The 26,437-nt window shown below is 71.4% G+C and carries 28 protein-coding genes and 2 tRNA genes; 15 read left to right on the top strand and 15 right to left on the bottom strand.

Annotation, left to right across the window (positions count from 1 at the left end):
• Position 1 precedes the first annotated feature (1 nt).
• Positions 2–754, bottom strand: a complete 753-nt coding sequence (locus B2363_RS07840) for a DsbA family protein (protein WP_286929518.1) — start codon at positions 752–754, stop codon at positions 2–4.
• A gap of 88 nt (positions 755–842) precedes the next feature.
• On the opposite strand from B2363_RS07840, the gene orn reads away from it, so the two are divergent.
• The 3 genes from orn to B2363_RS07825 all read left to right on the top strand — a co-directional run bounded on the left by orn (position 843) and on the right by B2363_RS07825 (position 2,052).
• Positions 843–1,451: an oligoribonuclease gene (gene orn, locus B2363_RS07835; protein ID WP_286929517.1), complete on the top strand. Its 609-nt coding sequence runs from the start codon at positions 843–845 to the stop codon at positions 1,449–1,451.
• A 54-nt stretch (positions 1,452–1,505) separates the two neighbouring features.
• Positions 1,506–1,581, top strand: a tRNA-His gene (locus B2363_RS07830).
• A gap of 48 nt (positions 1,582–1,629) precedes the next feature.
• A complete protein-coding gene (locus tag B2363_RS07825; RefSeq protein ID WP_286929516.1) occupies positions 1,630–2,052 on the top strand; it encodes a DUF1801 domain-containing protein in 423 nt (140 codons plus the stop codon).
• A gap of 2 nt (positions 2,053–2,054) precedes the next feature.
• On the opposite strand, the gene B2363_RS07820 is transcribed toward B2363_RS07825, so the two are convergent.
• The 4 genes from B2363_RS07820 to glpK are packed head-to-tail and all read right to left on the bottom strand — an operon-like array spanning position 2,055 to position 6,916.
• The gene (locus tag B2363_RS07820; protein WP_286929515.1) at positions 2,055–2,609 is read right to left on the bottom strand and encodes a nucleosidase; all 555 of its coding nucleotides are present in this window, start codon (positions 2,607–2,609) and stop codon (positions 2,055–2,057) included.
• A complete protein-coding gene (locus B2363_RS07815) occupies positions 2,606–4,333 on the bottom strand; it encodes a glycerol-3-phosphate dehydrogenase/oxidase (protein WP_286929514.1) in 1,728 nt (575 codons plus the stop codon). Before B2363_RS07815 ends, B2363_RS07820 begins: the two co-directional genes overlap by 4 nt.
• A gap of 19 nt (positions 4,334–4,352) precedes the next feature.
• Positions 4,353–5,411: an alpha/beta hydrolase gene (locus B2363_RS07810; RefSeq protein ID WP_286929513.1), complete on the bottom strand. Its 1,059-nt coding sequence runs from the start codon at positions 5,409–5,411 to the stop codon at positions 4,353–4,355.
• The gene (glpK, locus tag B2363_RS07805) at positions 5,408–6,916 is read right to left on the bottom strand and encodes a glycerol kinase GlpK (protein ID WP_286929512.1); all 1,509 of its coding nucleotides are present in this window, start codon (positions 6,914–6,916) and stop codon (positions 5,408–5,410) included. The genes B2363_RS07810 and glpK overlap by 4 nt, the downstream gene beginning before the upstream one ends.
• Before the next feature lie 89 nt (positions 6,917–7,005).
• Between glpK and B2363_RS07800 the strand changes: the two genes are divergently transcribed.
• Together B2363_RS07800 and B2363_RS07795 are read left to right on the top strand one after the other, a co-directional pair.
• On the top strand, positions 7,006–7,953 hold the full coding sequence (locus tag B2363_RS07800) for a hypothetical protein (protein ID WP_286929511.1): 948 nt from the start codon (positions 7,006–7,008) through the stop codon (positions 7,951–7,953).
• A gap of 35 nt (positions 7,954–7,988) precedes the next feature.
• A complete protein-coding gene (locus tag B2363_RS07795; protein WP_286929510.1) occupies positions 7,989–9,497 on the top strand; it encodes a phytoene desaturase family protein in 1,509 nt (502 codons plus the stop codon).
• On the opposite strand, the gene B2363_RS07790 is transcribed toward B2363_RS07795, so the two are convergent.
• The gene (locus B2363_RS07790; RefSeq protein ID WP_286929509.1) at positions 9,494–10,222 is read right to left on the bottom strand and encodes a dienelactone hydrolase family protein; all 729 of its coding nucleotides are present in this window, start codon (positions 10,220–10,222) and stop codon (positions 9,494–9,496) included. The two genes, B2363_RS07795 and B2363_RS07790, sit on opposite strands and share 4 nt — an antisense overlap.
• 72 nt (positions 10,223–10,294) lie before the next feature.
• On the opposite strand from B2363_RS07790, the gene B2363_RS07785 reads away from it, so the two are divergent.
• Positions 10,295–10,370, top strand: a tRNA-Lys gene (locus B2363_RS07785).
• A gap of 43 nt (positions 10,371–10,413) precedes the next feature.
• Here B2363_RS07785 and B2363_RS07780 read toward each other — a convergent pair.
• Positions 10,414–10,680 carry an acylphosphatase gene (locus B2363_RS07780; RefSeq protein WP_286929508.1) on the bottom strand — a complete coding sequence of 89 codons (267 nt, stop codon included), beginning with the start codon at positions 10,678–10,680 and terminating at the stop codon, positions 10,414–10,416.
• Between the two features lies 1 nt (position 10,681).
• A complete protein-coding gene (locus B2363_RS07775) occupies positions 10,682–10,924 on the bottom strand; it encodes a helix-turn-helix domain-containing protein (protein WP_181755146.1) in 243 nt (80 codons plus the stop codon).
• 77 nt (positions 10,925–11,001) lie between these two features.
• Here B2363_RS07775 and B2363_RS07770 point away from each other — a divergent pair, with 77 nt between their 5' ends.
• Both B2363_RS07770 and B2363_RS07765 read left to right on the top strand, forming a co-directional pair.
• A complete protein-coding gene (locus B2363_RS07770; RefSeq protein ID WP_181755145.1) occupies positions 11,002–11,457 on the top strand; it encodes a MarR family winged helix-turn-helix transcriptional regulator in 456 nt (151 codons plus the stop codon).
• Positions 11,454–11,759, top strand: a complete 306-nt coding sequence (locus B2363_RS07765; protein WP_286929507.1) for a hypothetical protein — start codon at positions 11,454–11,456, stop codon at positions 11,757–11,759. The genes B2363_RS07770 and B2363_RS07765 overlap by 4 nt, the downstream gene beginning before the upstream one ends.
• 1 nt (position 11,760) lies before the next feature.
• On the opposite strand, the gene nhaA is transcribed toward B2363_RS07765, so the two are convergent.
• Both nhaA and B2363_RS07755 read right to left on the bottom strand, forming a co-directional pair.
• Complete coding sequence (gene nhaA, locus B2363_RS07760) at positions 11,761–13,011, bottom strand: Na+/H+ antiporter NhaA (protein WP_286929506.1); 1,251 nt, start codon at positions 13,009–13,011, stop codon at positions 11,761–11,763.
• 85 nt (positions 13,012–13,096) lie between these two features.
• On the bottom strand, positions 13,097–13,570 hold the full coding sequence (locus B2363_RS07755) for a PaaI family thioesterase (RefSeq protein WP_181755139.1): 474 nt from the start codon (positions 13,568–13,570) through the stop codon (positions 13,097–13,099).
• A 37-nt stretch (positions 13,571–13,607) separates the two neighbouring features.
• Between B2363_RS07755 and B2363_RS07750 the strand changes: the two genes are divergently transcribed.
• From B2363_RS07750 to B2363_RS07740, 3 genes are all read left to right on the top strand, one after another.
• Positions 13,608–14,171 carry a TetR/AcrR family transcriptional regulator gene (locus B2363_RS07750; protein WP_286929505.1) on the top strand — a complete coding sequence of 188 codons (564 nt, stop codon included), beginning with the start codon at positions 13,608–13,610 and terminating at the stop codon, positions 14,169–14,171.
• A gap of 10 nt (positions 14,172–14,181) precedes the next feature.
• Positions 14,182–14,502, top strand: coding sequence for a DUF503 domain-containing protein (locus B2363_RS07745; protein ID WP_286929504.1), 321 nt, complete (start codon positions 14,182–14,184; stop codon positions 14,500–14,502).
• Positions 14,503–14,576: 74 nt separating this feature from the next.
• Complete coding sequence (locus tag B2363_RS07740; RefSeq protein WP_181755132.1) at positions 14,577–16,151, top strand: SLC13 family permease; 1,575 nt, start codon at positions 14,577–14,579, stop codon at positions 16,149–16,151.
• Here B2363_RS07740 and B2363_RS07735 read toward each other — a convergent pair.
• From B2363_RS07735 to B2363_RS07715, 5 genes are read right to left on the bottom strand one after another with little or no spacing between them, the layout of a single operon-like run.
• Positions 16,123–17,340 carry an MFS transporter gene (locus B2363_RS07735; RefSeq protein WP_286929503.1) on the bottom strand — a complete coding sequence of 406 codons (1,218 nt, stop codon included), beginning with the start codon at positions 17,338–17,340 and terminating at the stop codon, positions 16,123–16,125. The genes B2363_RS07740 and B2363_RS07735 overlap by 29 nt on opposite strands.
• Positions 17,337–18,098, bottom strand: a complete 762-nt coding sequence (gene narI / locus B2363_RS07730; protein ID WP_181755120.1) for a respiratory nitrate reductase subunit gamma — start codon at positions 18,096–18,098, stop codon at positions 17,337–17,339. The genes B2363_RS07735 and narI overlap by 4 nt, the downstream gene beginning before the upstream one ends.
• Positions 18,098–18,727 (bottom strand): nitrate reductase molybdenum cofactor assembly chaperone, encoded by a 630-nt coding sequence (gene narJ, locus B2363_RS07725; protein ID WP_286929502.1) that lies wholly within the window; start codon positions 18,725–18,727, stop codon positions 18,098–18,100. Before narJ ends, narI begins: the two co-directional genes overlap by 1 nt.
• The gene (narH, locus tag B2363_RS07720; RefSeq protein WP_286929501.1) at positions 18,724–20,388 is read right to left on the bottom strand and encodes a nitrate reductase subunit beta; all 1,665 of its coding nucleotides are present in this window, start codon (positions 20,386–20,388) and stop codon (positions 18,724–18,726) included. The genes narJ and narH overlap by 4 nt, the downstream gene beginning before the upstream one ends.
• Positions 20,388–24,089: a nitrate reductase subunit alpha gene (locus B2363_RS07715; protein WP_286929500.1), complete on the bottom strand. Its 3,702-nt coding sequence runs from the start codon at positions 24,087–24,089 to the stop codon at positions 20,388–20,390. The genes narH and B2363_RS07715 overlap by 1 nt, the downstream gene beginning before the upstream one ends.
• Positions 24,090–24,155: 66 nt before the next feature.
• Here B2363_RS07715 and mobA point away from each other — a divergent pair, with 66 nt between their 5' ends.
• From mobA to arsC, 4 genes are read left to right on the top strand one after another with little or no spacing between them, the layout of a single operon-like run.
• Positions 24,156–24,719 (top strand): molybdenum cofactor guanylyltransferase, encoded by a 564-nt coding sequence (gene mobA, locus B2363_RS07710; protein WP_286929499.1) that lies wholly within the window; start codon positions 24,156–24,158, stop codon positions 24,717–24,719.
• Positions 24,706–24,951 carry a DUF6457 domain-containing protein gene (locus tag B2363_RS07705; RefSeq protein ID WP_181755112.1) on the top strand — a complete coding sequence of 82 codons (246 nt, stop codon included), beginning with the start codon at positions 24,706–24,708 and terminating at the stop codon, positions 24,949–24,951. Before mobA ends, B2363_RS07705 begins: the two co-directional genes overlap by 14 nt.
• Positions 24,948–26,078 (top strand): molybdopterin molybdotransferase MoeA, encoded by a 1,131-nt coding sequence (locus tag B2363_RS07700; protein ID WP_286929498.1) that lies wholly within the window; start codon positions 24,948–24,950, stop codon positions 26,076–26,078. Before B2363_RS07705 ends, B2363_RS07700 begins: the two co-directional genes overlap by 4 nt.
• Positions 26,079–26,092: 14 nt before the next feature.
• The gene (gene arsC, locus B2363_RS07695) at positions 26,093–26,434 is read left to right on the top strand and encodes an arsenate reductase (glutaredoxin) (RefSeq protein ID WP_286929497.1); all 342 of its coding nucleotides are present in this window, start codon (positions 26,093–26,095) and stop codon (positions 26,432–26,434) included.
• Positions 26,435–26,437 lie beyond the last annotated feature (3 nt).

Below are 26,437 nucleotides of genomic sequence, written 5' to 3'. Positions count from 1 at the left end.
GTCAGGACTTGGACGCCTCGGCGATCGCGGCCTGCAGCTCCTGCGGCGTGCGCGCCTCGGAGGCCTTGCCGTTGATGTGCACCGTCGGGGTGCCCGAGACCTCGCGCTCGTCGGCCGACTTCTTCTGCATCTCGTCGATCCACGGGACGAACTTCTCGGTGCGGACGCACGACTCGACGTCCGGTGCGCCGGCCTCCTCGGCCAGTTCGATCAGCTCGGCGTCCTCCGGGCCGGCTCCGCCCTCGGCGGGCTGGTTGGCGAACAGCGCGGTGTGGACCTTCCAGAAGGCTTCCGGGCCCTCCTGGTCCACGGCGCACATCGCCACATTGGCCGCGCGGCGTGAGTAGTCGTTCGTGCTCTGGTTGTGCAGGAACGAGAACGGCATGAAGCGCAGGGTGATGGCGCCCGACGCGGCCTGGTCCTGCAGGAACTGGCCACTGAGCTGTTCGAAGGAGCCGCAGGCGGGGCACAGGAAGTCCTCGAACACCTCCATCACCGGAGCGTCGGGCTTCGTCTGTCCCGTGGCCGGGAAGTCGACACCGCCCTCGGTCAGGTTGGCCGGCTCGATGACCTCGGTGCTCTTCGCGTTGTCGTCCGAGAGGGACTTGACGCCCCAGCCTGCGGCGGCGATCAGCACGAGGACCACGACGACGATCGCGACGGTGATCTTGTTGCGCTGCTTGCGCTCGGCCTTCTCGCGCTCCTTGCGCATCTGCTCGGCGCGGGCGGCGCGGGCCTGGCGGTCGTTCGTCACGTGCGGGCTCCTCGGGACATGGACGCGGTACGGCCGGAAGCCTACCCGGTGCGGCCCATCCGTCAGTGGCGCGCACTAGGGTGGCGGGGTGAACGACAAGCTGGTGTGGATCGATTGCGAGATGACGGGCCTGTCGATCCGCGACGATGCCCTGGTCGAGATCGCGGCCCTGGTGACCGACTATGACCTGAACATCCTCGGCGACGGGGTCGACCTCATCATCAAGCCCCCGCAGGCCGCCCTCGAGCAGATGAACGAGGTCGTCACGCAGATGCACACGTCCTCGGGCCTGCTCGACGAGCTGGCCGGCGGCATCACGCTTCGCGAGGCCGAGGAGCAGGTGCTCGAGTACGTCCGCCAGTACGCGACCGAGCCGGGCAAGACCCCGCTCGCCGGCAACTCGATCGGCACCGACCGCGCCTTCCTGGCCCGCGACATGGTCGAGCTCGAGACGTGGCTGCACTACCGGGTGATCGACGTGTCCTCCATCAAGGAGCTGGCGCGCCACTGGTTCCCCCGCGCCTACTTCGCGGCACCCGAGAAGGGCGGCGCCCACCGCGCGCTGGCCGACATCCGCGAGAGCATCGACGAGCTGCGCTACTACCGCCGCACCGTCTTCACCCCCGATCCGGGAGTCGACACCGAGACCGCGCGCGCCGTCGCCGCGGAGATCCTCGGGGGCACCCCCTCCGAGTAGGACCTGCGCGAGACGTCCGGTAGACTCGTCGCGCTGTGCCGCGAGGCGCACATGGTGGGTGTAGCTCAGTTGGTAGAGCACCGGCTTGTGGTGCCGGTGGCCGCGGGTTCAAGTCCCGTCATCCACCCCATGAACGGCCCGGAATCGACGATTCCGGGCCGTTCGTCATGATGGAGCCATGGCCGAGCCGAAGACGCAGCCCACCGACGCCGACGTGGGCGCCTTCCTCGCCGCCGCCACGCCCGCGCGCCGGCGTGAGGACGGCCAGCGGCTGGCCGAGCTCGTCGGCGAGGTCACGGGCACCGATCCGGTGATGTGGGGCCCGTCGATGGTGGGCTACGGCAGCTACCGCTACGTCTCCCCCGCCAACCCCCGCACCCGCGGCACCTGGCCGAGGGTCGCGTTCTCGCCCCGCAGGGCGGCGCTGACGATCTACGGGCTGAAGGACCGGCCCGAGGGCGCCGCGCTGCTGCCCGAGCTCGGCACGTACACCGAGGGCGCGGGCTGCGTCTACGTCAAGAGGCTCGACGACGTCGATCTCGGCGTGCTGCGCCGGCTCGTGGCGATCGCGTGGGAGCGCGAGGACGACCCGGAGCCCTGAGGTCAGGCCAGCTGCTCGCGCACCCAGTGCCCGAGCAGCCGAGCGCAGGCGTCGACCACCGCGGTCCACTCCAGTGCGGAGTCGTCGGCGGCGTCGCTCACGATCTTCACGAGGCGGCACGGCACGCCGGCGCGCTGGCACGCCCGTGCCACCGCGAAGCCCTCCATGTCGACCAGGTGGGCCCGCGCGGCGATCGCGTCGCGGACGACGGGGTCGGTGACGAACAGGTCCCCCGTGGCCAGCACGGTGCCGTCGCCGCCGGCGAGATCGATCTCGTCCACGGCGTCGTGGCCGAGCGCGCGGATCGCGTCGGCGGAGTAGTCGTGGTTCACGACGACCGAGGGCACGAAGAGCCCGGTCAGGCCGGGGCGGAGCGCGCCGGCCGTGCCGACGTTGAGGACCAGCTCGGGACGCAGCGCCGCGATGGCCTCCGTGGTGGCGGCCGCGGCCTCGACCTTCCCGATCCCGGTGAGGACGAGCGGCACCTCCGGGGGCAGGTGGGCGGCCTCGACCTTTGTCGCTGCGATGACGAGGACCTTCGCCGGATCGAGGCTCACAGGTGGGCCACCGGCACGACGTCGGGGGCGCCCATCCGCGCCGCGTCGGCCGTCTCGTCGTCGGGCATCGTCTGGCTCTCGCGCTCGGCGTCGACCCGCTTGAGGTAGTGGTCGACCTCGCGCTCGCGCTGGGCCTCGGACCAGTCGAGGACCTCGGCCATGAGCTCGGCCGCCTCCGCCGCGCACTCGGTGCCGCGGTGGAACGTCTCGATCGAGATCCGGGTGCGCCGCGCGAGGATGTCGTCGAGGTGACGGGCGCCCTCGTGCGTGACCCCGTAGACCACCTCGGCGCGCAGGTAGTCGTCCGCGCCGGTGAGCGGCTCGGCGAGGTCCGGTCGGTCGGCGATGAGATCGAGCACCTCGGTGGCAAGGGTGCCGAACCGGTTCAGCAGGTGCTCGATCCGGCCGACGCCGAGCCCGTGCTGGGCCGCGAGCGCCTGGCGCTGGTTCCACAGGGCGGAGTACCCGTCGGCGCCCAGGAGCGGGATGTCGTCGGTGACGCACTCCGGCACGCGACGATCGAGCAGCGAGCCCATCTGCTGCACGGCGGCGTCGATCGCGTCCTTCGCCATGACGCGGTAGGTCGTGTACTTGCCGCCGGCGATGACGACGAGGCCCTTCACCGAGGTGGACACCGCGTGCTCGCGCGACAGCTTGCTGGTGGCCTCGTCCTCACCTGCCAGCAGCGGGCGCAGGCCGGCGTACACGCCCTCGACGTCCTCGGCGAGGAGCGGCTCGACGAGGACCTTGTTGACCTCCTCGAGCAGGTAGGCGATGTCCTTCGCGCTGGCGGCCGGGTGGTCCTTGCTCAGCGACCAGTCCGTGTCCGTCGTGCCGATGATCCAGTGACGCCCCCACGGGATGACGAACAGCACCGACTTCTCGGTGCGCAGGATCAGCCCGGACTCGCCGCGGATCCGGTCGCGCGGCACCACGAGGTGGATGCCCTTGCTGGCCCGGACGTTGAACTGGCCGCGCTCGGCGGCGAAGGACTGCGTCTCGTCGGTCCACACACCCGTGGCGTTGACGACCTGGCGGGCGCGGATCTCGATCTCGCGGCCCGACTCGAGGTCCTTGACCCGCGCGCCGACGACGCGGTCGGCCTCGCGCACGAGGTCGATCACGCGCGTGCGGCTGGCGACGTGGGCGCCGTAGGCCGCGGCCGTGCGCGAAAGGAACATGGTGTGGCGGGCATCGTCGACCTGCCCGTCGTAGTAGTGCAGCGCGCCGACGAGGGCGTCCTTGCGCAGGCCCGGCATGATGCGCCGAGCACCGGTGCGGGTGAGGTGGCGGTGCCGCGGGACACCGCGCGAGCGCCCGGAGAGCAGTGCCATCGAGTCGTACAGGGCCACGCCGGACCCGGCGTAGAAGCGCTCCCACACGCGGTGAGTCAGCGGGTAGAGGAACGGCACCGGCTTCACCAGGTGGGGCGCGAGCTTGTCGATCAGCAGGCTGCGCTCGCCGAGCGCCTCCGCGACGAGGCGGAAGTCGAGCATCTCGAGGTAGCGCAGGCCGCCGTGCACGAGCTTGCTGGAGCGGCTGGACGTGCCGGAGGCGAAGTCGCGCGCCTCCACGAGTCCCACGGAGAGGCCTCGCGTGGCGGCGTCGAGCGCGGCACCACCGCCCACGACCCCGCCGCCGATGACGAGGATGTCGAGGTGTTCCGAGGCCAGCGCGTCGAGCGCCTCCTGGCGGTGCTGCGGGGAGAGGGCAACCGGTCGCATGGACTCCAGTCAACCAGTGTCACGCCATGGCTGCCGCGATCGCGTTCGCGATCCGCAGCGTCGCCTCCCTCGCCGGGCGGCTGACGCCGGTGATGTTGATGAAGGCGTGGATCAGCGAGCCCTCCCTGGCCAGCGTCGTGGGCACCCCGGCCTCCTCCAGCCGGCGGGCGTACGCGATGCCCTCGTCGCGCAGCGGGTCGAAGCCGGCGACAGCGACGTAGGCCGGCGGCAGCCCCGCGAGGTCCTCGGCCAGCAGCGGCGAGGCCCGTGGGTCGAGAGCGTCCGCGGGATCGGCGAGGTAGCGCTCGCGGTACCAGTCCATGTGCCCCTCGGTGAGGAAGTAGCCCTCGGAGAACTCGGCGTAGGACGGGTGCTTGGTGGAGAGGTCGGTGACGGGGAACAGCAGCACCTGCAGCGCGGGGACGATGTCCCGACCGCGCAGGTCCCGGGCCAGCACCGCGCTCAGGTTGCCGCCCGCGCTGTCGCCCGCGACCACGATCCGGCGCGGGTCCAGGCCCCAGCCGGCCGCGTGCTCCACCGCGAAGTCCCAGGCCGCCAGCGCGTCCTCGGTGGCCGCGGGGAAGGGGTGCTCGGGCGCGAGCCGGTAGTCCACGGAGAGCACGTCGACGCCGGCCTCGAGGGCCAGGAAGCGCACGGCCGAGTCGGTGCTGACGCGGCTGCCCAGCACCCATCCTCCGCCGTGGAAGTACAGGACGAGGCCCCTCGACTCGGTGGTCGCGCGGTACCGCGTGGCCGGGATCGGGCCGGCCGCGCTCGGGATCACGAGGTCTTCCTCCACGGCGAAGTCGGGGAAGACGTCTGCGAAGACGAGCGCCTCGTCGGTCAGCATGCGGCGCGCCTGCTCCACGGGGTGCTGGGTGAAGTCACCGCCGGGGATGCGGTTCATCACCCGCAGCGCGACCGCGATCTCGGGCGAGAGGGTCTCGCCGTCGCGGTTGACCGGCGCGTGCCGGCCGAGCCGCGCGACCACCGAGTCGGGCAGCCGCGAGAAGCCTCGCACCACCGAGCGCTCGGCCTTCAGCGCGGCGGAGAGCCCGTGCCGCGTCGCGGCGCTCACTCGACCCAGCCCAGCGTGCGCTCGACGGCCTTCTTCCACTGGTGGTAGCCGGCCTCGCGCTGGGCGTCGTCCCACTCCGGGGTCCAGCGCTTGGACTCCGACCAGTTCGCCACCAGCTCGTCGGTGCTCGACCAGAAGCCCACCGCGAGCCCGGCGGCGTAGGCGGCGCCCAGGCACGTGGTCTCGGGCACCACGGGACGGCTGACCTCGATGTCGAGGATGTCGGCCTGGATCTGCATGCACAGCTCGTTGGCGGTGATCCCGCCGTCCACGCGCAGCACCTCCAGGTCGATGCCGGAGTCCGCGACCATCACGTCGACCACGTCCTTGCTCTGGTAGCAGATCGCCTCGAGGGCGGCGCGGGCCACGTGGGCGACGGTGTTGAAGCGCGAGAGGCCCACGATCACGCCACGCGCGTCCGACCGCCAGTACGGCGCGAAGAGGCCGCTGAAGGCCGGCACGAAGTAGACGCCGCCGTTGTCCTCCACGGTCTCGGCGAGCGCCTCGGAGTCGGCCGCCTCGGCGAAGACCTTGAGCTGGTCGCGCAGCCACTGGATGGCCGACCCCGTCACGGCGATGGAGCCCTCGAGCGCGTAGACGGGCGGCTCGTCGCCGAAGCGGTAGGCCACCGTGGTCAGCAGTCCGCGCTCCGAGCGCACGATCTCGGTGCCGGTGTTGAGGACCAGGAAGTTGCCGGTGCCGTAGGTGTTCTTGAGCATCCCGGGCTCGAAGCAGGCCTGGCCCACGAGTGCCGCGTGCTGGTCGCCGAGGTTGCCCGCCAGAATCACCTCGGCGCCGAAGGGCCCGTCCTCGGTCGTCCGGCCGAACTCCTGCGACGACGACGTGATCTCGGGGAGCATCTGCCGCGGGACGCCGAAGATCTCGAGCAGCTCGTCGTCCCACGCGAGGTCCTCGAGGTTCATCAGCATCGTGCGGCTCGCGTTGGTGACGTCCGTGACGTGCACCCCGCCGTCGGGCCCGCCGGTGAGGTTCCAGATGAGCCAGGTGTCGATCGTGCCGAAGAGGGCGTGGCCCGCCTCGGCGTCCGCGCGCACCCCGTCGACGTTCTCCAGGATCCAGTGCAGCTTGCCGCCGGCGAAGTAGGCCGCGGGCGGCAGCCCCGACTTCGCGTGGATGACCTTGCCGCTGCCGTCCTCGTCGAGGCGCTTGGCGAGGTCGGCGGTGCGGGTGTCCTGCCAGACGATGGCGTTGGCGTAGGGCTCGCCGGTGCGCCGGTCCCACACGACCGTGGTCTCACGCTGGTTGGTGATGCCGACCGCGGCCAGGTCGCGGGCCGTGATCCCCGCCGCCTCGAGGCCCTGCTCGACGACCTCGCGGGTGTGCTCCCAGATCTCGGTGGCGTCGTGCTCCACCCAGCCGGCCCGCGGCAGGATCTGCTCGTGCTCGACCTGGTGCCGGCCCTTCTCCTCGCCCTGGTGGTCGAAGACCATGAAGCGGGTGCTGGTGGTGCCCTGGTCGATCGCGCCGACGAACTGCTGTGACATGGGCCTCACCCTAGCCACGCGGGCGCGGCTGTTGCGTCACCTGTGGACGCCGGATCGACCAGGTGCCGTGGAACCGCCACCCTCACGGGATGGATCCGAGCCTGCATGCCACGGTCGCCGCGCAGGAGCAGGTGGTGAGCCGTCGCCAGCTGTTCGCCGCGGGAGTCACACGCGCCACCCTGCGAGCACAGCTCGAGGCCGGTCGGTGGCGGTCGTGGGGACGGCACGCGATCGCCTTGCACTCGGGGCCGTTGCCCCTGCGGTCGGTGTGGTGGCGCGCTGTCATCGAGGCCGGCCCCCGGTCGATGCTCGATGGCGTCTCCGCGCTCCAGGCGGCCGGTCTCACCGGCGTCGACGTCGAGACCGTCCGCGTGTCGGTGCCGCGCGGCGCCCGCACACCGAGGATCGCCGGCGTGACGCTCCGGCAGACTCGCCGGCTCACCCGGCGGGACCTGGCCGGTCCGGGTCTCCCCCGCGTCCGCCCCGAGATCGCGGCGGTACGCGCCGCGCTGTGGGCACGCTCGGATCGGCAGGCGGCGTTCTTCCTGACCGCGAGCGTCCAGCAGCGACTCTGCCGGGCCGAGGACGTGGCTCGGGCGGCACTGGCCATCCGGCGCCACACGCGCCGGCGGCTGCTGCTCGACGTCTCCACCCAGCTGGTCGACGGGGTGCGAGCGCTCGGCGAGCTGGACTTCGCCCGCCTGTGCCGCGAGCACGGGCTGCCCGAGCCGACCCGTCAGGCACCGCGCAGGACCGCACGGGGCTCGGCGTACCTCGACGTCGAGTGGTCCGAGTACGGCGTGGTCGTCGAGGTCGACGGAGTGCAGCACTCCAGCGCACCGATCATGGTGGACGACGCGTTGCGCCAGAACCACCTGGTGCTGCATCGCTCCACCGTCATCCGCGTGCCGAACCTCGGCCTCCGCGTCGCGCCCGCCGAGTTCCTGGCGCAGGTCAGGGAGGCGCTCGTGCGAGGTGGCTGGCGGCCCGAGCCGGACGTCATACGACGCGGTGGCGCGGGCGACCGCTCCGTATGACGCAAGTCCGGCCCCGAGGCGTCATAGGGTGAAGCATGGCCGAACGCGTCGTCATCGTCGGAGCGGGACACAACGGGCTCGTGGCGGCGGCTCTGCTCGCCCGGGCGGGCGTCGAGGTGCTGGTGCTGGAGCGGCTCGGGAGGGTCGGTGGTGCCGCCGTCAGCGGCGCGCCGTTCGCCGAGCACGACGCGCGGCTCTCGCGGTTCTCCTACCTCGTGAGCCTGTTCCCCCAGGCGCTGATCGACGATCTCGGCCTCGAGCTCGAGCTCCGGTCGCGCGACACCGCCTCCTTCACGCCCTGGCACCGCGACGGGCGCGACGGCGGCCTGCTCGTCGAGACCCGGCCCGGGGAGGCCACGCGGGCCTCGTTCGCCGAGCTCACGGGCGGCGACGACGAGCTCGAGGCCTGGAACCGGTTCTACGCCGAGATCGGCACGCTCGCCGACGCGATCGCCCCCACGCTGATGCAGCCGCTCCCCCACATCGGCGACCTGCGCGACCGGGTGGAGATGGCGATCTGGACCGACCTCGTCGAGCAGCCCATCGGCACGGCGATCCGGCGGCGCTTCGCCGACGACGTCGTCCGCGGGGTCGTCGCGACGGACGCCCTCATCGGCACGTTCGCCTCCCTCGAGGACCTGTCCCTCGTGCAGAACCGCTGCTTCCTCTACCACCTGATCGGCAACGGCACGGGCGAGTGGCGGGTGCCCGTCGGCGGCATGGGTGCGGTCACCGCCGAGCTGGCCAGGGTGGCCACCGAGGCGGGCGCGACGATCCGGCTCAACTCCGAGGTCGACGGCATCGACGTCAGCGACGTCGACGTGACCGTCTGTGGCGACGGGTTCGTCGAGCGGGCCGACCACGTGCTCTTCGGCGCGGCGCCCTACGTGCTCGAGCGGCTGCTGGGCCACACCCCCACGGCCAAGCCCGCGGGCGCGCAGCTGAAGCTCAACCTGCTGCTCTCCCGCCTCCCGGCGCTCAGGTCCGGCGCCGACCCGGCGGTCGCGTTCGCCGGCACGTTCCACCTCGACGAGTCCTACGACCAGCTGCAGCGGGCGTGGGCGACCGCCGCCTCGGGCGACCTGCCCCCGGCCACGGGCGAGTTCTACTGCCACACCCTGACCGACCGCTCGATCCTCGGGCCCGACCTGCGCGACTCCGACGCCCAGACGCTGACCTACTTCGGCCTGCACACGCCGCCGGGTGTGCTCGACGCCCCCGGCGCCAAGGACGAGGCCGTCGCGCGGGTGCTCGCCGCCCTCGACGCCCACCTGGCCGAGCCGATCGAGCCCCTCATCCTCGGTCTGGAGGCCAAGACGCCCACGGAGATCGAGCACGAGCTGTGGATGCCGGGCGGGCACATCTTCCACGGCGACCTCACGTGGCCGTGGCTCGAGGAGGACGAGCGTCCCCACTCCCCCGCCCAGCGTTGGGGCGTGGCGACCGCGCACCCGCGCGTGCTGCTGTGCGGCAGCGGGTCGCGGCGCGGTGGCGCGGTCAGCGGGCTGGGCGGCCACAACGCCGCGCAAGCGCTGCTCTCCTAGCGCAGGCGCCCGTCGAGGAAGTCCAGGACGGCCCGGACGCCGCGCTCCTGCCGGTGCAGCGTCAGGGTGCTGTGCCGTCGGCCCGGGAACTCGACCGCGGTGAAATTCTCCCCCAGCTCCTCGTGGAGCACCTCGAAGCGGCGGCCCACCGCGGGATCGTTCTCGAACCGCAGGCCCAGGACGGGGCAGCCCGCGTTCGCGCGCGCCACGACGGTGTCGCGGTCGGCCGGCGACAGGCCGAGGTCGCGCGAGCGGGCGGGCGTGATGGGGAACGGCGCCGACGGCTGGGCCAGCACGGGCGCGACGACCGCGTCGTCCACCATCATCGCCAGCGCGAACCCGCCGGTGAAGCACATCCCCACCGCCCCCACGCCCGGTCCACCCACGGAGCCGTGCAGGTCGCTCGCCAGCGCGGCCAGCCAGCGGGTCACCGGCGCGGTCCGGCGCAGTGCCAGCGCGGCGAACTCCTTGCTGACGCACCCCCGCACGAGGGACTTCACCGTGTATCCCGCGGTCATCGGCCGACCCGGCTCGCCGAAGAGCAGCGGCATCACCACCGTGAAGCCATGGTCGACGAGCTCCTGCCCGAAGGCGATGACCTCGGGCGTCATCCCGGGGATCTCGTGGATCACCACGACACCCGGCCCGCTGCCCTGACGCCACGTCTCGTGGGTGATCCCGTCGTGCGTGAACGTGCCGTGGTCCCACCGCGCGAGCGCTGTCATGGCGGAAGCATGGCACTCGATTTCATGTCGCGTGAAGGTATGCGGTAGAGTTGGTGATCGCGCAGCGCGCGAGCACCCCTAGCTCAATTGGCAGAGCAATTGACTCTTAATCAATGGGTTCTCGGTTCGAGTCCGAGGGGGTGTACCAATGTCGAAGGCCCCGGTTCGCCGGGGCCTTTGACGTTGGTGGCTCAGTGCACCTCGAAGCCTTGCGTGCCCTCGGGCTGGAGGTCGGTGACGTCGCGGGAGTCCACCCGGGCGCCGGGCGGCCCCTCCGCCATCCACGCCAGCACCGTGTCCACCGCCGAGGGCGCGCCCTGGAGCTCGGCCTCGACGCTGCCGTCGGCGCGGTTGCGGACCCAACCCGACACGCCTGCGCGTTCGGCCACCACGCGCAGGCTGAAGCGGTAGCCCACACCCTGGACGGTTCCGCGCACCACGACGCCGACGCGCCTCATGTCAGGTCGAGCCGTACTGCTTGATCGCCCGGCTGATGCTGGTGTGCGAGACGCCGACCTCGTCGGCGATCTCCTGGTAGGACATGCCCGCCTCGATGGCGGTCGCCAGGGCGGCGGCCCACTCGCGCCTCGCGCGGGTGATCGCCTCCTCGTACTCGGCCGAGGCGGCGTCGTACGACTCACGCGCGGCACGGAGTGCCTGCGGCACGGTTTCGTCGTACTCACGACGGTGGCGGAAGGCCATGGGGTCAACCTACGACCCCCGGGGGCCAACCGCACGGGTGATTTCGTGAGTGCACGAACCATTAGTACACTGACGGCATGGCCGCCCCGAATCCGCTGTCCCTCGACGAGCAGGTCTGCTTCGCGCTGTCCGTGGCGTCGCGCACCGTGATCGGCTGCTACCGCGACGTCCTCGAGCCGTTGGGCCTGACGCACCCGCAGTACCTCGTGATGCTTGCGCTGTGGGAGAACGACGGGCTGACGCTGCGCGGCCTGAGCGACGTGCTGCGCCTCGAGCCGGCCACCGTCTCTCCCCTCGTCAAGCGCCTCGAGGCATCCGGCCTCGTCCGCCGCGACCGCCGCGCCGGTGACGACCGCGCCTTCGCCCTCACCGTGACGCCCGAGGGCCGGGCGCTGCGCGAGCGAGCCCTCGCGGTCCCGGCCACGATGCTCGACCGGTTCGACATGGACGTCGCCGAGCTGGAGCAGGTCAACCGGTGGCTGCACGAACTCATCGAGCGGGCCGACCGCGCCCACGAAAGGACCACGGCATGAGCCAGCGCCTCCCCGACGCCTCGGAGGAGTCCCTCAACATCGTCCGACGCCGGATCATGGCGATCACCTGGGTGGTCACGTCGATCCACGGCCTGTTCGGCGCGATCGGCGCCGCCTACGCCCTCGGGGCGGACCGGCGCAGCGACCAGATCATCCTGCTGGTGGTCTCGGTGCCGCTGGCGCTGATCATCTACGGCGTCACCGTGGTGATCCTCGACAAGCCGCCGATCAGCTGGCGCACCACTCCGTGGCTCGTGCTGCTGCTGTCGTTCTGCGTGGCCGGCTTCGTCTGGGTGCTCTGACTCAGCGCTGGAACGCGTCGGGGACGCCGTCGGCGTCGTCGTCGCGCGACTCCTGCTCCTCGACCTCGCGGTAGTGGCGGTTCCTCGCCCGCAGCACCACCGCCGCGAGCGCGGCCGCGACGAGCGAGCCGAACAGGACGCCGATCTTCACGTACTCCTCGCGGCCCTCGTCGACGAAGGCCAGGTCGCCGATCAGCAGCGAGACGGTGAAGCCGATCCCCGCGAGCATCGCCACGCCGACCACGTCGATCCAGCGGATGCTCGGGTCCAGCTGGGCGCGCGTCGTCGCCGACAGCAGCATCGAGCTGCCGACGATGCCGATCGGCTTGCCGAGCACGAGACCCAGGACGATGCCCCACGTCACCGGGGAGTCGAAGGCACCCGAGAGCACCTCTCCCGACACCGCCACCCCGGCGGCGAAGAACGCGAACACCGGCACGGCGAAGCCCGTGGACACCGGCCGGACGCGGTGCTCCATCCGCTCGGCGACGCTGTGGTGGCCGTGCGCCGGGACGGTGAAGCCGAGCAGCACGCCCGCGACGGTCGCGTGGACGCCCGACTCGTGCATGAGCACCCACGTCACCACGGCGAGCGGGATCAGCAGCCACCACAAGTTCGGAGCGCGGCGGGCGACGACCGCGAAGGCGAGCAGCGGGATGAAGGCCGCGGCGAGCATGGCCAGGTCCAGCTCGGCGGTGTAGAACACCGCGATCACGGTGATCGCCAGGAGGTCGTCGACCACGGCGAGCGTCAGCAGGAAGGTGCGCAGGGCCAGCGGCAGGTACGTGCCCAGCACCGCCAGGACCGCCACCGCGAAGGCGATGTCGGTCGCGGTCGGGATCGCCCAGCCGTGCGTGGTCCCGTGGCCGGCGTTGATCGCCACGAAGATGAGGGCAGGGGCGATCATGCCGCCCACCGCCGCCACGACGGGCAGCATCGCGCGGCGCGGGTCGCGCAGGTCGCCGGCGACGAACTCCCGCTTGAGCTCGAGTCCCACCACGAAGAAGAAGATGGCCAGCAGCCCGTCCGCCGCCCACGCCGAGACCGTGAGGTCCAGGTGCAGGGAGGCCGGACCGATGCGCGTCTCCGCCAGGTCGAAGTACGCATCGGACCACGGCGAGTTCGCCAGGACGAGAGCCGCGACCGCGGCGACCAGCAGGATCGTCCCGCCGACCGTCTCGCGGCGCAGCACGTCGGCGACGCGGGAGGCCTCGGGCCAGCTTCCGCGGGTGAACAGACCAGGTGAGCTCATGGGTTTCCTCGAGGGGTCGGCGGCAGGACGCCGACCAGACTTCCCGGCACACCTGACTCCACCCTAACGGGCGCGAGGCACGGGGTCAGGAGTAGATCATGCAGGTGGTGGTGCCGTGGGCGACGAGCTTGCCGTTCTCGTCGAGCACCTTGCCCTCCGCCGTGGCCGTGCTGCGGCCCACGTGGATCACGTTCCCGGTGCCGGTCAGCGTGCGGCCGTCGACGGGGACCGTGCGGATGTAGTTGACCTTGAGCTCGAGCGTTCCGTACCCGACGCCGGCGCCGAGCGTCGTGTGGACAGCGCACCCCATGACGGAGTCGAGCAGCGTGGCGCACGCACCGCCGTGCAGCGTGCCCAAGGGGTTGGCGGCGGTGGGCAGGGACTGGATCGAGAACGAGGCGGTCCCCTCCTCCAGCGACACGATCCGCATCCCGAACAGGTCGCCGATCACGGCGGGACGCTGGTCGCTCGGCAGCGCGAACGCGAACCGCAGGAACTCCAGGCCGCTCATGCGGGACATGGCGGCGAGCTGGTCATCGGTCAGGCCGGGGGCACTCATGCTGGTCAATGTAGACCGATCGGTCTACTGTGTCCACATGGCCTCCCGCCCCTCCCCTCGCGAGCGGCTCCTCGACGCCACGATCACCTCGCTGCGCCGCCACGGCGTCCAGGGCACCGGCATCGCCGAGCTGCTCCACACGAGCGGCACGGCACGGCAGTCGATCTACCAGCACTTCCCCGGTGGCAAGGCCGAGCTGGTCGCGGCGGCGACGCGGCGGGCCGGCGAGTTCATCGTCCGCTCCGACGAGGCGACCGATCCGCACGCCCATCTCGACCGCCGCATCGACTGGTGGATCCGCCAACTGCAGCGGCACGACTTCGCGCTGGGCTGCCCCGTCGCGGCCGCCGCACTCGCCGGCAGCGAGTACCCGGAGGTGGTCGAGGCCGCGGCCGAGGCGTTCGCCACGTGGACCAGATCGTTCGCCGACCGCCTGGTCGCGGCCGGCGCCGAGCCGGAGGCCGCCACGGCGTTCGCGCGCTTCCAGATCAGCGCCATCGAGGGCGCCATCCTGACCGCGCGTGCCCTGCGCACCGTGCAGCCCCTCGAGGACCTGCGCACGCACCTGCACCGGTTCGTCGACGACCTGCTGCCACACTGAGCCTGTGTGGGTGGGATGGATCGAGTTCGATCTGCGACTGGGTGACGTGCACTCCCTGAAGGAGAAGCGCGCGATCGTGCGACCCATCGTCAACGAGCTGCGGCGCCGGTTCTCGGTGTCCGCGGCCGAGACGGACTCCCTCGACCTGTACCGCCGCGCCGGGATCGGCGGGTCGCTCGTGTCGATCGACCGGTCCCACGTCGTCGAGGTGCTGGACTCCGTGGAGCGCTGGATGGCCGACCGACCCGAGGTCGAGATCCTCCAGGCCCACCGCCACCTGGCCAGCAGCGCCGACGACGAGGACGACCAGGGCGAGCTGCCGTTCGGCTGAGCCGCTCCGTTCGCGCAACCCGGTGGGCCTCCCTAGGCTGCATGTGACTCCGATCACCACCTGCAGGGGGCGCGATGAGCACGGCCGAGGAACGACCGACCACCTACCGCACGTTCGACGAGGTGCAGGAGACCCTGAGTCCGGCGGAGCAGCGGTTCGAGCGCATCCGCCGCACCACCGGCCTCTTCGCCGGGCCCGTCCTGGGGATCGTGGTCTACCTCGCGTGCAGCTCGCTCGACGAGCCGGCCCAGCGGCTGGCGGGCGTCCTGGCCTGGGTGGCCGTCTACTGGATCTGCGAGGCCATCCCGATCCCGGTCACGGCCATGCTGGCGATGGCGGCGGTCATCGCGCTGGGGATCGCCCCGGCCGACGACGTCTTCGGCTCCTTCGGCAACAGCACGATCTTCGTCTTCATCGGCGGCTTCATCCTGGCCGAGTCGATGAGCAAGCACGGCCTCGACCGGCGCTTCGCGTTCGGCATCCTGAACCTGCCCGGGATCGCCCGATCGACGACCCGCATCGTGGTGGCGTTCGGCGTGATCACGGCCGTGCTGAGCGGCTTCGTCTCCAACACCGCCACCGCCGCGATGATGATGCCGATCGCCGCCGGCATCGTCGGCTTCATGGCCTCGGCGATGCGCCGCAGCGGTGACGGCGACGTCGACGTGAACCCCCAGCGGCTCCGGTTCGCCACCGCGCTGATGCTCATGGTCGCCTACAGCGCCAGCGTCGGCGGCCTGCTCACCCCGGTGGGCAGCCCGCCCAACCTCATCGGCCGGGCCTACTTGGAGGAGGAGCTGGACATCACCATCCCGTTCTTCCAGTGGATGCTCCTGGCGTTCCCGCTCGTCCTGGTGATGTTCGCCGTCCTGTGCGTCCTGCTGGTGCGGCTCAACAAGCCCGAGCTCAAGCACGTGGAGGGCGTCGAGGGCTACATCACCGAGGAGCGCGAGAAGCTCGGCTCGATGGGCACGGGCGGTCGCAACACCCTCATCGCGTTCGGCGTCGCGGTCACCCTCTGGATCCTGCCGGGCGCGGTCGGCCTGGTCACGGGCGGCGAGTCCGCCACCTACGACTGGCTGCTGGAGCACCTCGACGAGGGCGCCGTGGCGATCTTCGCGGCCTCGCTGCTCTTCCTGCTGCCGCTGAACTGGGAGAAGCGCGAGTTCACCCTGAACTGGAACGACGCGGTCAAGATCGACTGGGGCACGATCATCCTGTTCGGCAGCGGCATCGCCCTCGGCGGGCTGCTGTCGTCCACGGGCCTGGCCGAGACGATGGGCACCTCCCTGGGCGACCTGCTGGGCACCGAGACGCTCGTCGGCATCACCATCCTGGCCACCGTCATCGCCGTGATCATCAGCGAGACCACGAGCAACACCGCCAGCGTCGTGGTGGTCGCGCCGATCGCCGCCCAACTGGCGCTCGCGGCCGACGTGAACCCGGCGATCCCCGTGCTGGCCGCCATCTTCGGCGCGTCGTTCGGGTTCATGCTGCCGGTGTCGACGCCGCCGAACGCGATCGTCTACGGCACCGGAATGGTCCCGATCACCAAGATGCTGCGCTCCGGCATCGTGTTCGACGTCATCGGCATCGTCATCATCGTCACGGGCGTCACCGTCATGGCGAACCTGCTGGGGATCGGCTGACCCGCTTGCGGATCCCCCACTGGGAGAACACGAACGCGGCCAGGGCGACGGCCATGAGCAGCACCAGCCCGATCGTGTAGCTGTGGTCCTCGGCGTCGTACGTCGCGCCCATCACGAGCGGCGGGAAGAACCCGCCGAGGCCACCGGCGGCGCCGACGATCCCCGTCACGCTGCCGACCCGCTCCGGCGGTGCCAGCTGCGCGACCCACGCGAAGACGGCGCCGGTACCGAGGCCGAGGAAGAGCGCCAGCAGGATGAACGAGGCGCCGGCGGGAATCTCGGGCACGGGCTGCAGGGCCACCACGCCGGCCATCACGACGGTGCCCACCAGCGAGACGCCGGTGACGACCTTCGGGCCGAGCTTGTCCGACAGGGTGCCGCCGAGCGGACGCGCGGCCACGGCAGCCAGCGCGAACCCCGCGGTGCGCGTGCCCGCGGCGGCCAGGTCGAAGTCGTACACGTCCTTCAGGTAGGTCGGCAGGTAGGTCGAGAAGGCGACGAAGCCGCCGAAGGTCACGGCGTAGAGGAACGACATCTGCCACGTGATCGGCAGCTTCAGGGCAGCGACCAGCTTGGGCGCGACCGGGTCGCTGTTGGCGGTCCAGGCTGGCGAGTCGCGCATCATCACCCACGACAGCACCGCCACCGCGACCAGCGCCGCCGCGATCAGCACGTGCGTGAGCCCGTAGCCGAACCACTCCACCATCCGCGGGGTGAAGAACGACGAGAGCGCCGTGCCGCCCATGCCCGCTCCGAAGACGCCGGTGGCGAAGCCTCGTCGCGGCTTGTCGAACCATGCGTTGACGAACGGGATGCCCACCGCGAACGTCGTGCCCGCGATGCCGAGGAAGAACCCGAACACCAGCAGGAGGGGGTACGACCCCCGGTCGCCGGCGAAGGCGACGAGCAGCACGAAGGGAGCCGACACGATCATCAGGACGGGGAACATGATCCGGCCGCCGAAGCGGTCGGTCATCGCTCCGGCGAGGATGCGCCCGAGCGAGCCGACCAGGACGGGCGTCGCCACCAACAGCGACTTCTCGTTGGCGGTGAGGTCGAGCTGCTCGGCGTAGCGCACGCCCAGCGGCCCGATGACGTTCCACGCCCAGAAGCTGATCGTGAAAGCGAGGGTGGCCAGGGCCAGGTTCCTCCCCCGGCCGGCCTCGAGCTGGTGCTGCTGATCGCTCATCGTGATCTCCTTCCGCGTGCGTTGTCGCGTGTGCCGACGGGGTCCCATCCGGCCCGCGGGGCGCGGGCCCCGGCGCTGCGTCCCACGTCGCGACTGCGGTAGACGATGTAGGGACGGAACAGGTAGTGCAGGGGCGCCGTGAAGGCGTGGACCAGCCGGGTGAACGGCCAGATCGTGAACAGCAGCATCCCGACCAGGACGTGGATGTGGAACTGGTACGGCGCCGCCGCCATCGCGTCGACGTTCGGCTGGAGGGCGAAGATCGACCGGAACCACGGCGAGACCGTCTCGCGGTAGTCGTGCGCGTCGTGCCCGGCGCCGACCGACACGAGGGTGGTCCACAGTCCCAGCACGATGGCGGAGACGAGCACGACGTACATGACCTTGTCGTTCGTCGTCGTGGCCATGAAGACGGGACCGGTGGTGCGACGGCGGTAGATCAGCAGCACGATGCCCGCGAGGGTCGCGATCCCCGCGATCGCACCGAAGAACAGGGCGTTGAAGTGGTAGAGGTCCTGCGAGACGCCGAGCGCCTCCGTCCAGCTCTTGGGGATCACGAGGCCGCCGAAGTGCCCGATCGCGACCATGAGGATGCCGAAGTGGAACAGCGGGGAGCCGATCCGCAGCAGCCGCGACTCGTAGAGCTGCGACGAGCGCGTCGTCCACCCGAACTTGTCGTAGCGGTAGCGCCAGATCGTGCCGCCGACGAGGACGGCCAGCATGACGTAGGGCAGCACGCCCCAGAGCAGGACGTCCATCAGCGCGCTCCTTCCGCCAGCGGCAGCAGCCGCGGGTCGTACGGCTCCAGTCCCACCGACTCGACCGGCTGCACCGGACCGGCCAGCGCCATCGCCTCGGTCCTCGTGCGCGGCGACGCACCCGGCAGGGTGGCGCACACGGCGCGCACCGCTCCGGCCCACGGCGACGCGTCGTCCTCGAGCTCGATGCGCAGCAGCTCCAGGCTCGCGCGGTACTTCTGCAGCAGCGCGGTGCCCGTCTCGGGGTCGACGACGGCCGCGAACTCCAGGACCACCGGCAGGTGGTCGGGCAGCTCGCCGTCCAGGCGGACCACCTGGCCGCTGTCGCGGTAGACCTGCTTGAACGCGGCCAGCACCTCGCCGCGGCGCCGCGTGTCGCCCTCGGTCCAGTAGGACAGGTGCAGCGCGTGCCGCCGGGTCAGGTCGAACGTCTCGACGTAGTCGTGTCGCAGCTGCTCCGCCGGGACCTGCGCGAGCGCCTCGACGACGGCGAGCAGCTCGCGCACCGCCTCGGTCGGCCGGCGCTGCTCGCGCAGGGCGTCGGCGAGTCCGGGGAGCGCCTCGACCACGTCGTCGTGCGGGTAGGACAGCACCCACGAGGCGACCTGGTGGACGATGCGCGCGCTCACGCGTCCGCGCCCCGGTCGGGGAACATCCCGGCGGGCGTGCCGTTGCCGTCCCAGTTCAGCAGGTTGACCCGGCCGCGCAGCTGGTCGTCGCTGGCCAGCGAGTCGCCCTCCTGGCGGTTCTTGAGCGCGTGGAAGGTCTCGACCGCGACCGGCACGGGCCCGCCGCTGGCCTCGCCGAACGGACCCGAGCCGCCCATCCCGGGGCCCTCGTCGAAGTCGAGCGAGCAGCCGAGCTCCTCGAGGTCGTGCGCCTGCTCGGCGTGCGCCTTCGGGATGACGTAGCGCTCCTCGTACTTCGCGATGGCCATCAGCCGGTACATCTCGTACATCGACTCCTCGGTCATCCCGACGGCCTCGGGGATCGACGCGTCGCCCTCGCGGCCCAGGCTGACGTCGCGCATGTACGACCGCATCGCCGCGAGCTTGTTGAGCACCTCGGTGATGACCTGGGTGTCGCCGGCGGTGAAGAGCTCGGCGAGGTACTCCACCGGGATCCTCAGCGCGTCGATCGCGCCGAACAGCGTCGCGGGCGCCTCCGCGTCGTGGCCCTGCTCGCGCAGCAGGTCGACGATCGGCGACAGCGGCGGGACGTACCAGACCATCGGCATCGTGCGGTACTCCGGATGCAGCGGCAGCGCGACCCGGTACTTCTTGGCCAGCGCGTAGACCGGCGACCGGCGGGCGGCGGCGATCCAGTCGTCGGGGATGCCCTGCTCGCGGGCGGCGCGCGCCACCTCGGGATCGTCCGGGTCGAGCATGAGGTCGAGCTGCGCCTCGTACAGGTCCTGCGGATCGGGGGTCGACGCCGCGTCCGTCACGGCGTCGGCGTCGTACAGGAACAGCCCGAGGTAGCGCAGCCGGCCCACGCACGTCTCGGCGCACACGGTCGGCAGGCCGACCTCGATCCGCGGGTAGCAGAAGGTGCACTTCTCGGCCTTGCCGGACTTGTGGTTGAAGTAGATCTTCTTGTACGGACATCCGGTGATGCACTGGCGCCAGCCGCGGCAGCGGTCCTGGTCCACCAGGACGATGCCGTCCTCCTCGCGCTTGTAGATCGCGCCCGACGGGCACGACGCCATGCACGACGGGTTGAGGCAGTGCTCGCAGATGCGCGGCAGGTAGAACATGAAGGTCTGCTCGAACTCGAACGTGATCCGGTCCTCGCTCTCGCGGCGGACCTTCTCCACGATCGGGTCGAGGTGCCCCAGCTCGCTTGTGCCGCCGAGGTTGTCGTCCCAGTTCGCCGACCACGAGATCTTGGTGTCCTCGCCCGTGATGAGCGACTTCGGCCGGGCCACGGGGAAGTCGTCGCCGAGCGGTGCGTCGATGAGCGTGGAGTAGTCGTACGTCCACGGCTCGTAGTAGTCGCTCAGCTCGGGCTGGACGGGGCTGGCGAAGATGCCGAACAGCTTCTTCAGGCGTCCGCCGGCCTTGAGCACGAGGTTTCCGCGGCCGTTCAGCTCCCAGCCGCCCTTCCACTGCTCCTGGTCCTCGTAGCGGCGCGGATAGCCCTGTCCGGGCCGCGTCTCCACGTTGTTGAACCACACGTACTCGGTGCCCGCGCGATTCGTCCACGCCTGCTTGCACGTGACGGAGCACGTGTGGCAGCCGATGCACTTGTCGAGGTTCATCACCATGCCCATCTGGGCCATGACTCTCACTAGTACGTCACCTCCTGCGAACGGCGACGGATCGTCGCGATGATGTCCCGCTGGTTGCCGGTGGGACCGAGGTAGTTGAACGCGTAGGACAGCTGCGCGTAGCCGCCGATGAGGTGCGTCGGCTTGACCAGCACCCGGGTCACGCTGTTGTGGATGCCGCCGCGACGGCCCGAGAACTCCGACTTCGGCACGTCGATCGTGCGCTCCTGCGCGTGGTGGACGAAGGTGACGCCCTCGGGCAGGCGGTGCGTCACGATCGCCCGGCACACGAACACGCCGTTCGGGTTCGAGCACTCGATCCAGTCGTTGTCGCTGACCCCGATCGCGGCGGCGTCCTCCCGGCTGAGCCACGCGGTCGGACCACCGCGCGAGAGCGACAGCATCAGCAGGTTGTCCTGGTACTCCGAGTGGATCGACCACTTCGAGTGCGGCGTCAGGTAGCGCACCGTGATCTCGCGCTCGCCGTTGTCGCCCAGGCGCGGCCCGCCGAACAGCCGGCTCATGTCCAGGGGTGGCCGGTAGATCGGCATCGCCTCGCCGAGGTCGCGCATCCAGTCGTGGTCGAGGAAGAAGTGCATTCGCCCGGTGAGCGTGTGCCACGGCTTGAGCCGCTCGACGTTGACCGTGAAGGGGGCGTACCGCCGGCCGCCGGTCTCGGAGCCCGACCACTCCGGGGAGGTGATGACCGGCACGGGTGCCGCCTGCGTCTGGGCGAAGGTGATCCGCTTCTCCTCCGATCCCTCGGCGAGGTCCGCGAGCCGTTTGCCGACCCGCTTCTCCAGCGTGTGGAAGCCCTGCGTGGCCAGCTCGCCGTTCGTCGTGCCCGACAGCGTCAGGATCGCCTCGGCCATCTTGGAGTCCGTGTCGATCGCGGGGCGGCCCGCGGCGGGACCCGAGTCGAACACGCCGCCGGACCTCGCGAGGATGTCGAGCGCCTTCGACAGGTCGAACGTGACGTTCTTGACGCCGAAGCCCAGCCGGTCGGCGAGGGGGCCGATCGCCTTGAGCTTGTCGGCCACCGCCGTGTAGTCGCGCTCGATGACGTGCAGCGCCGGCATCGTGCGGCCCGGGATGGGCTCGACGTCGCCGCGCTTCCAGTCCAGCACCACGCCGCCGGGCTGCGAGGTCTCGCCCGGGGTGTCGTGCTGCATCGGGACGGCGACGATGTCCTTGCGGACGCCCAGATGCGTTCTCGCGAGCTCGGAGAACTTGCGGGCGACGTGGTGGAAGAGGTCGAAGTCCGTCCTGGACTCCCACGGCGGGTCGATCGCCGGCGTGAAGGCGTGCACGAACGGGTGCATGTCCGTCGAGGACAGGTCGTGCTTCTCGTACCAGGTGGCGGCCGGGAAGACGACGTCCGAGAGCAGGGTGGTCGACGTCATGCGGAAGTCCGCGGAGACGAGCAGGTCGAGCTTGCCCTCGGGCGCCTGCTCGCGCCAGACCACGTCCTTGGGGCGCACGGCCGGCTCCCCGTCGACGGCCACGGCGTTCGAGTGCGTGCCGAGCAGGTGCTTGAGGAAGTACTCGTTGCCCTTCGCGGAGGAGCCGAACAGGTTCGACCGCCACAGCATGAGGGTGCGCGGCCAGTTCTCGGGCGCGTCGACGTCCTCGATCGCGAACCTCAGCGTTCCGTCCTTGAGCCGCTGCACCACGTAGTCGTTGACGTCCGTGGCGGTGCCCGCATCCACCGCCGCCTGCGCCTCGTCCGCGAGATCGAGCGGGTTGCGGTCGAACTGCGGGTAGAAGGGCATCCAGCCCATCCGCGCCGACTGGGCGATCGTGTCGGCGGTGTGCATGCCGGAGAGGTGACCCTCGGCCAGCGGCGACGCGAGCGCGTCGGCGCGGTACCCGTCGGTGCGCCACTGGTCGGTGTGCATGTACCAGTACGAGGTGCCCGTCATGGTGCGTGGCGGGCGGCTCCAGTCGAGGTTGTTCGCCAGCGAGATCCAGCCCGTGATCGGACGGCACTTCTCCTGGCCGACGTAGTGGGCCCAGCCGCCGCCGTTGCGGCCCATGCAGCCCGTCAGCAGCAGCATCGAGAGGATCGCCCGGTACGTCGCGTCGGCGTGGAACCACTGGCACACGCCGGCGCCCAGGATGATCATCGAGCGGCCGCCCGACTCCTCGGCGTTCGTGGCGAACTCGCGGGCGATGCGCAGGCACGCCTCGGCCGGGACGCTCGTGATCTCGGCCTGCCAGGCGGGCGTGTACGGGGACTGCGCATCGTCGTAGCCGGTGGGCCACCGGCCCGGCAGGTCGGGCCGGCCGACCCCGTGCTGGGCCAGCATCAGGTCGAAGACGGTGGTGACGAGCCGGTCGCCGATGCGCGTGACCGGCACGCCGCGACGCAGCACCTCGCCGTCGCCGTTGAGCCCCGCGAACGATGGCAGCAGCACCTCGGCGGCGTCGGGCTCGAGCTTCGCGTCCCGCAGCGACAGCGCCGGGGTGACGCCCTGGAGGTCGAGGTTCCACCTGCCCTCCCCCGACTCGGAGTAGCGGTCGCCCAGCGTGCCGTTGGGAACCACCGGCTCGCCCGTGGCGGCGTCGATCAGGACGGTCTTCCAGGCGCCCTCGGGCGCCTCGTCGCCGAGGTCCCGCGCGGTGAGGAACTTGCCCGGCACGAGTCCGCCGTGCTCCTCGTTCGGCGTGAGCGTGATGAGGAACGGCAGGTCGGTGTACTGCCGGACGTAGTCGACGAAGAACGGCACCCGGCGCTCGACGAAGAACTCCTTGAGGATGACGTGGGTCATCGCCATCGCGAGGGCGCCGTCGGTGCCGGCCTGCGCGGGCAGCCACTCGTCGGCGAACTTCGTGTTGTCGGCGAAGTCCGGACTGATCGTGACGACCTTGGTGCCGCGGTAGCGGACCTCGGCCATCCAGTGGGCGTCGGGCGTGCGGGTGACGGGGACGTTTGAGCCCCACATCATCAGGTAGGTCGAGTCCCACCAGTCGCCCGACTCCGGCACGTCGGTCTGGTCGCCGAACACCTGCGGGCTCGCCACGGGGAGGTCGGCGTACCAGTCGTAGAACGAGGTCATCGCGCCACCGAGCAGGTGCGTGAAGCGGGCGCCCACGGCGTGCGACACCATCGACATCGCCGGGATGGGGCTGAAGGTCGCGATCCGGTCGGGGCCGTGCTCCTTGATCGTGTGCACCTGGGCGGCGGCGACCATCTCGACGGCCTCGGTCCAGTTCGTGCGGACGAAGCCACCCTTGCCGCGCGCCTGCTGATAGCGGCGCCGGCGCTCGGGGTCGCCGACCACGTCGGCCCACGCCAGCACCGGATCGCCGAGGCGCTCCTTGGCCTCGCGGTACATCTCGAGCAGCACGCCGCGGGAGTACGGGTAGCGCACGCGGGTCGGCGAGTAGGTGTACCAAGAAAAAGCAGCGCCCCGGGGACAGCCGCGCGGCTCGTACTCGGGGCGATCGGGTCCGACGGAGGGATAGTCGGTCTGCTGGGCCTCCCACGTGATGATCCCGTCCTTGACGTAGATCTTCCAGGAGCACGAGCCCGTGCAGTTCACGCCGTGGGTGGACCTCACGACCTTGTCGTGGCTCCAGCGGTCGCGGTAGAAGACGTCGCCGCGACGACCACCCTCGCGGAACACCGCCCTGCCGTCGTCCGTCTCGTCCCATCGCGTGAAGAACCGGCCGGTTCGCAGCAGTGCAGCGCTTGCGGGGCCATCGGGAGGCTTCGCCATGGCTCCAACCAAGTCTCTGGGGTGGGTCACGCGCAACCCTCGTGTCACCTGGGGCACGATGAGGCCATGTCCCGGTTCCACGCGATCGTCCTGGCCGGCGGGCGTTCCAGCCGGCTGGGCGGGATCGACAAGGTCCTGGTCCCGGTGGACGGAACGCCGTTGCTGGGGCGGGCCATCGACGCCGTGGCGGACGCCGCGGACGTGGTGGTCGTGGGTCCGCGACGCGATCTCGACCTCGGTCGCGAGGTCGTCTGGGTGCGGGAGGACCCGCCGTTCGCCGGCCCCGCCCACGCGGTGGTCGCGGGCCTGGCCGCGCTGGCACCGGGTACCGCCGACGAGATTCTCGTCCTCGCCGCCGACCACGTCCGGCCCGACCTCGTGGTGGCGGCGCTGCGCGACGGCACCGGCAACCGGGTGGCGGTCGACCCCTCGGGCCGTCGCCAGTGGGCCGCCAGCGTGGTCCGGGCCGCCGACCTGGCCGCGGCGGTCGCGTCCCTGCCCACGGAGGGCCTCTCCCTGCGATCCTTGATCGGCCGGCTGGACCCGGTCGACGTCCCTGTCAGCACCGAGGCCGGTGCGGACCTCGACACCCCCGACGATCTGGAGGAGTACGCCGATGACGAACGATGAGACCCTCGCGCGCTGGTGGCAGGCCCTGACGACCGAGCTGGGCATCGCACCCGACGCCGATCCCGAGGCCCTGCTGGACCTCGCCGGCACGGCGGCGCACTCGGTCGTACGACCCGCCGCGCCGCTGACCACGTTCCTGGTCGGCTACGCCGCCGGACTGGCCGACGCCGACCGGGACGGGCTGGCCGACCTGGTCGCCCGCGCCGAGCGCGCCGCGGAGGACTTCGCGTGACCCACCCCTCCTGGGACGAGGCCCGCGTGATCGCGCAGGCCTCGATCAGCCCCGGCGAGGTGATCGAGCTCCTCGTCACGGAGGCGCTGGGCACCACGGCCGCCGAGGACCTGTGCGCCCTCGGCCCGGTCCCCCACGCGACCACCTCGGCCATGGACGGGTGGGCCGTGGCGGGCCCCGGGGCCTGGCGCCTCGACCTGTCCGAAGGAGCCCTCGCGACCGGCAGCGCCCGGCCGATCGTCACGGGAGGCGTTCCCCCGGAGGGCGCCGATTCCGTGCTGCCCTCCGAGCTGGGCCGGGTCGAGGGCGACCTGCTTCACGGCGACGCTCCCCCGCCCGGCCGGCACCTGCGACCCGCGGGCGAGGAGGCCGCGCTCGGCGACGTGATCGTTCCGGCCGGGTCGGCACTGACCCCGGCGAGGCTCGCTGTACTGGCCGCCACGGGCCACGACCACGTGGGGATCCGCCGTGCCCCGCTCGTGCACCTGCTGGTCACGGGCGACGAGCTCGTCGGGTCTGGCCTTCCCCAACCGGGTCAGGTGCGCGACGTCATGACGCCCATGCTGCCCCCGCTGCTCGCCGCGCTCGGCGCCAAGACCTCCCACCACGACCACGTCCACGACGAGGCGACCGCCGTGGCCCAGAAGGCGCGGTCGAGCGACGCGGACCTCCTGATCAGTGCGGGCGGAACGGGTCACTCCTCGGCCGACCCGATCGCGGGCGCGTGGTCCTCACTCGGCGCCGAGGTGCGCTTCCGCGGCGTCGACGTGCGTCCGGGGCACCCCGTCTCGCTGGCGGTCCTGCCCGACGGGCGCCCCTGGCTCGCCCTGCCCGGCAATCCCCTGGCCGCGGCGCTGACGGCGCTCTCGTTCGTACCGGCACTGGTCGCCGGATTCACGGGTGGTGCCCTCCGTGAGCCCGCGGTCGCCGTCGCCGGGGCGGCGTTCGAGGGCCGAGCCGGCACCACCCTCGTCCCTGCCGTGCACACCCCGGACGGTGTCGTCCCCGCCGGGACCAGCCGACCGCACATGCTGCGTGGACTGGCCGAGGCCGACGTCGTCGCCGTCGTGCCCCGCTCGGGGATCGCACCCGGCGGCCGGGTGGACGTGCTGCCCCGCGTGTGGTGAGTACCGTCGGAGGCGTGGAAGCGACGATCTATCACCATCCCCGCTGCACGACCTCGCGCAAGACGCTCGACCGGCTCCGCGAGGCCGGAATCGAGCCGACGGTCGTGAAGTACGTGGACGTGGGCTGGACCGAGCAGCAGCTGCGCGACCTGTTCGCCGCCGCCGGGCTCACCCCGGCCCAGGCCGTCCGCAGGCGCGACCCGCACTACGCCGAGCTCGGCCTCGCCGACGCCACCGACGACCAGATTCTCGCCGCGATGGTCGAGCACCCGGTGCTCGTGGAGCGGCCCTTCGTCGTCACCGAGAAGGGCACCCGACTGGCCCGACCGATCGAGTCGGTCGACGAGATCCTCTGACCC

Origin of the sequence: Aeromicrobium sp. UBA7512 (assembly GCF_002476985.1) — a bacterium.
GTDB lineage: Bacteria > Actinomycetota > Actinomycetes > Propionibacteriales > Nocardioidaceae > Aeromicrobium > Aeromicrobium phoceense.
Note: the sequence above shows the minus strand (reverse complement) of the source record. Positions and strands in the feature narration are given on the sequence as shown.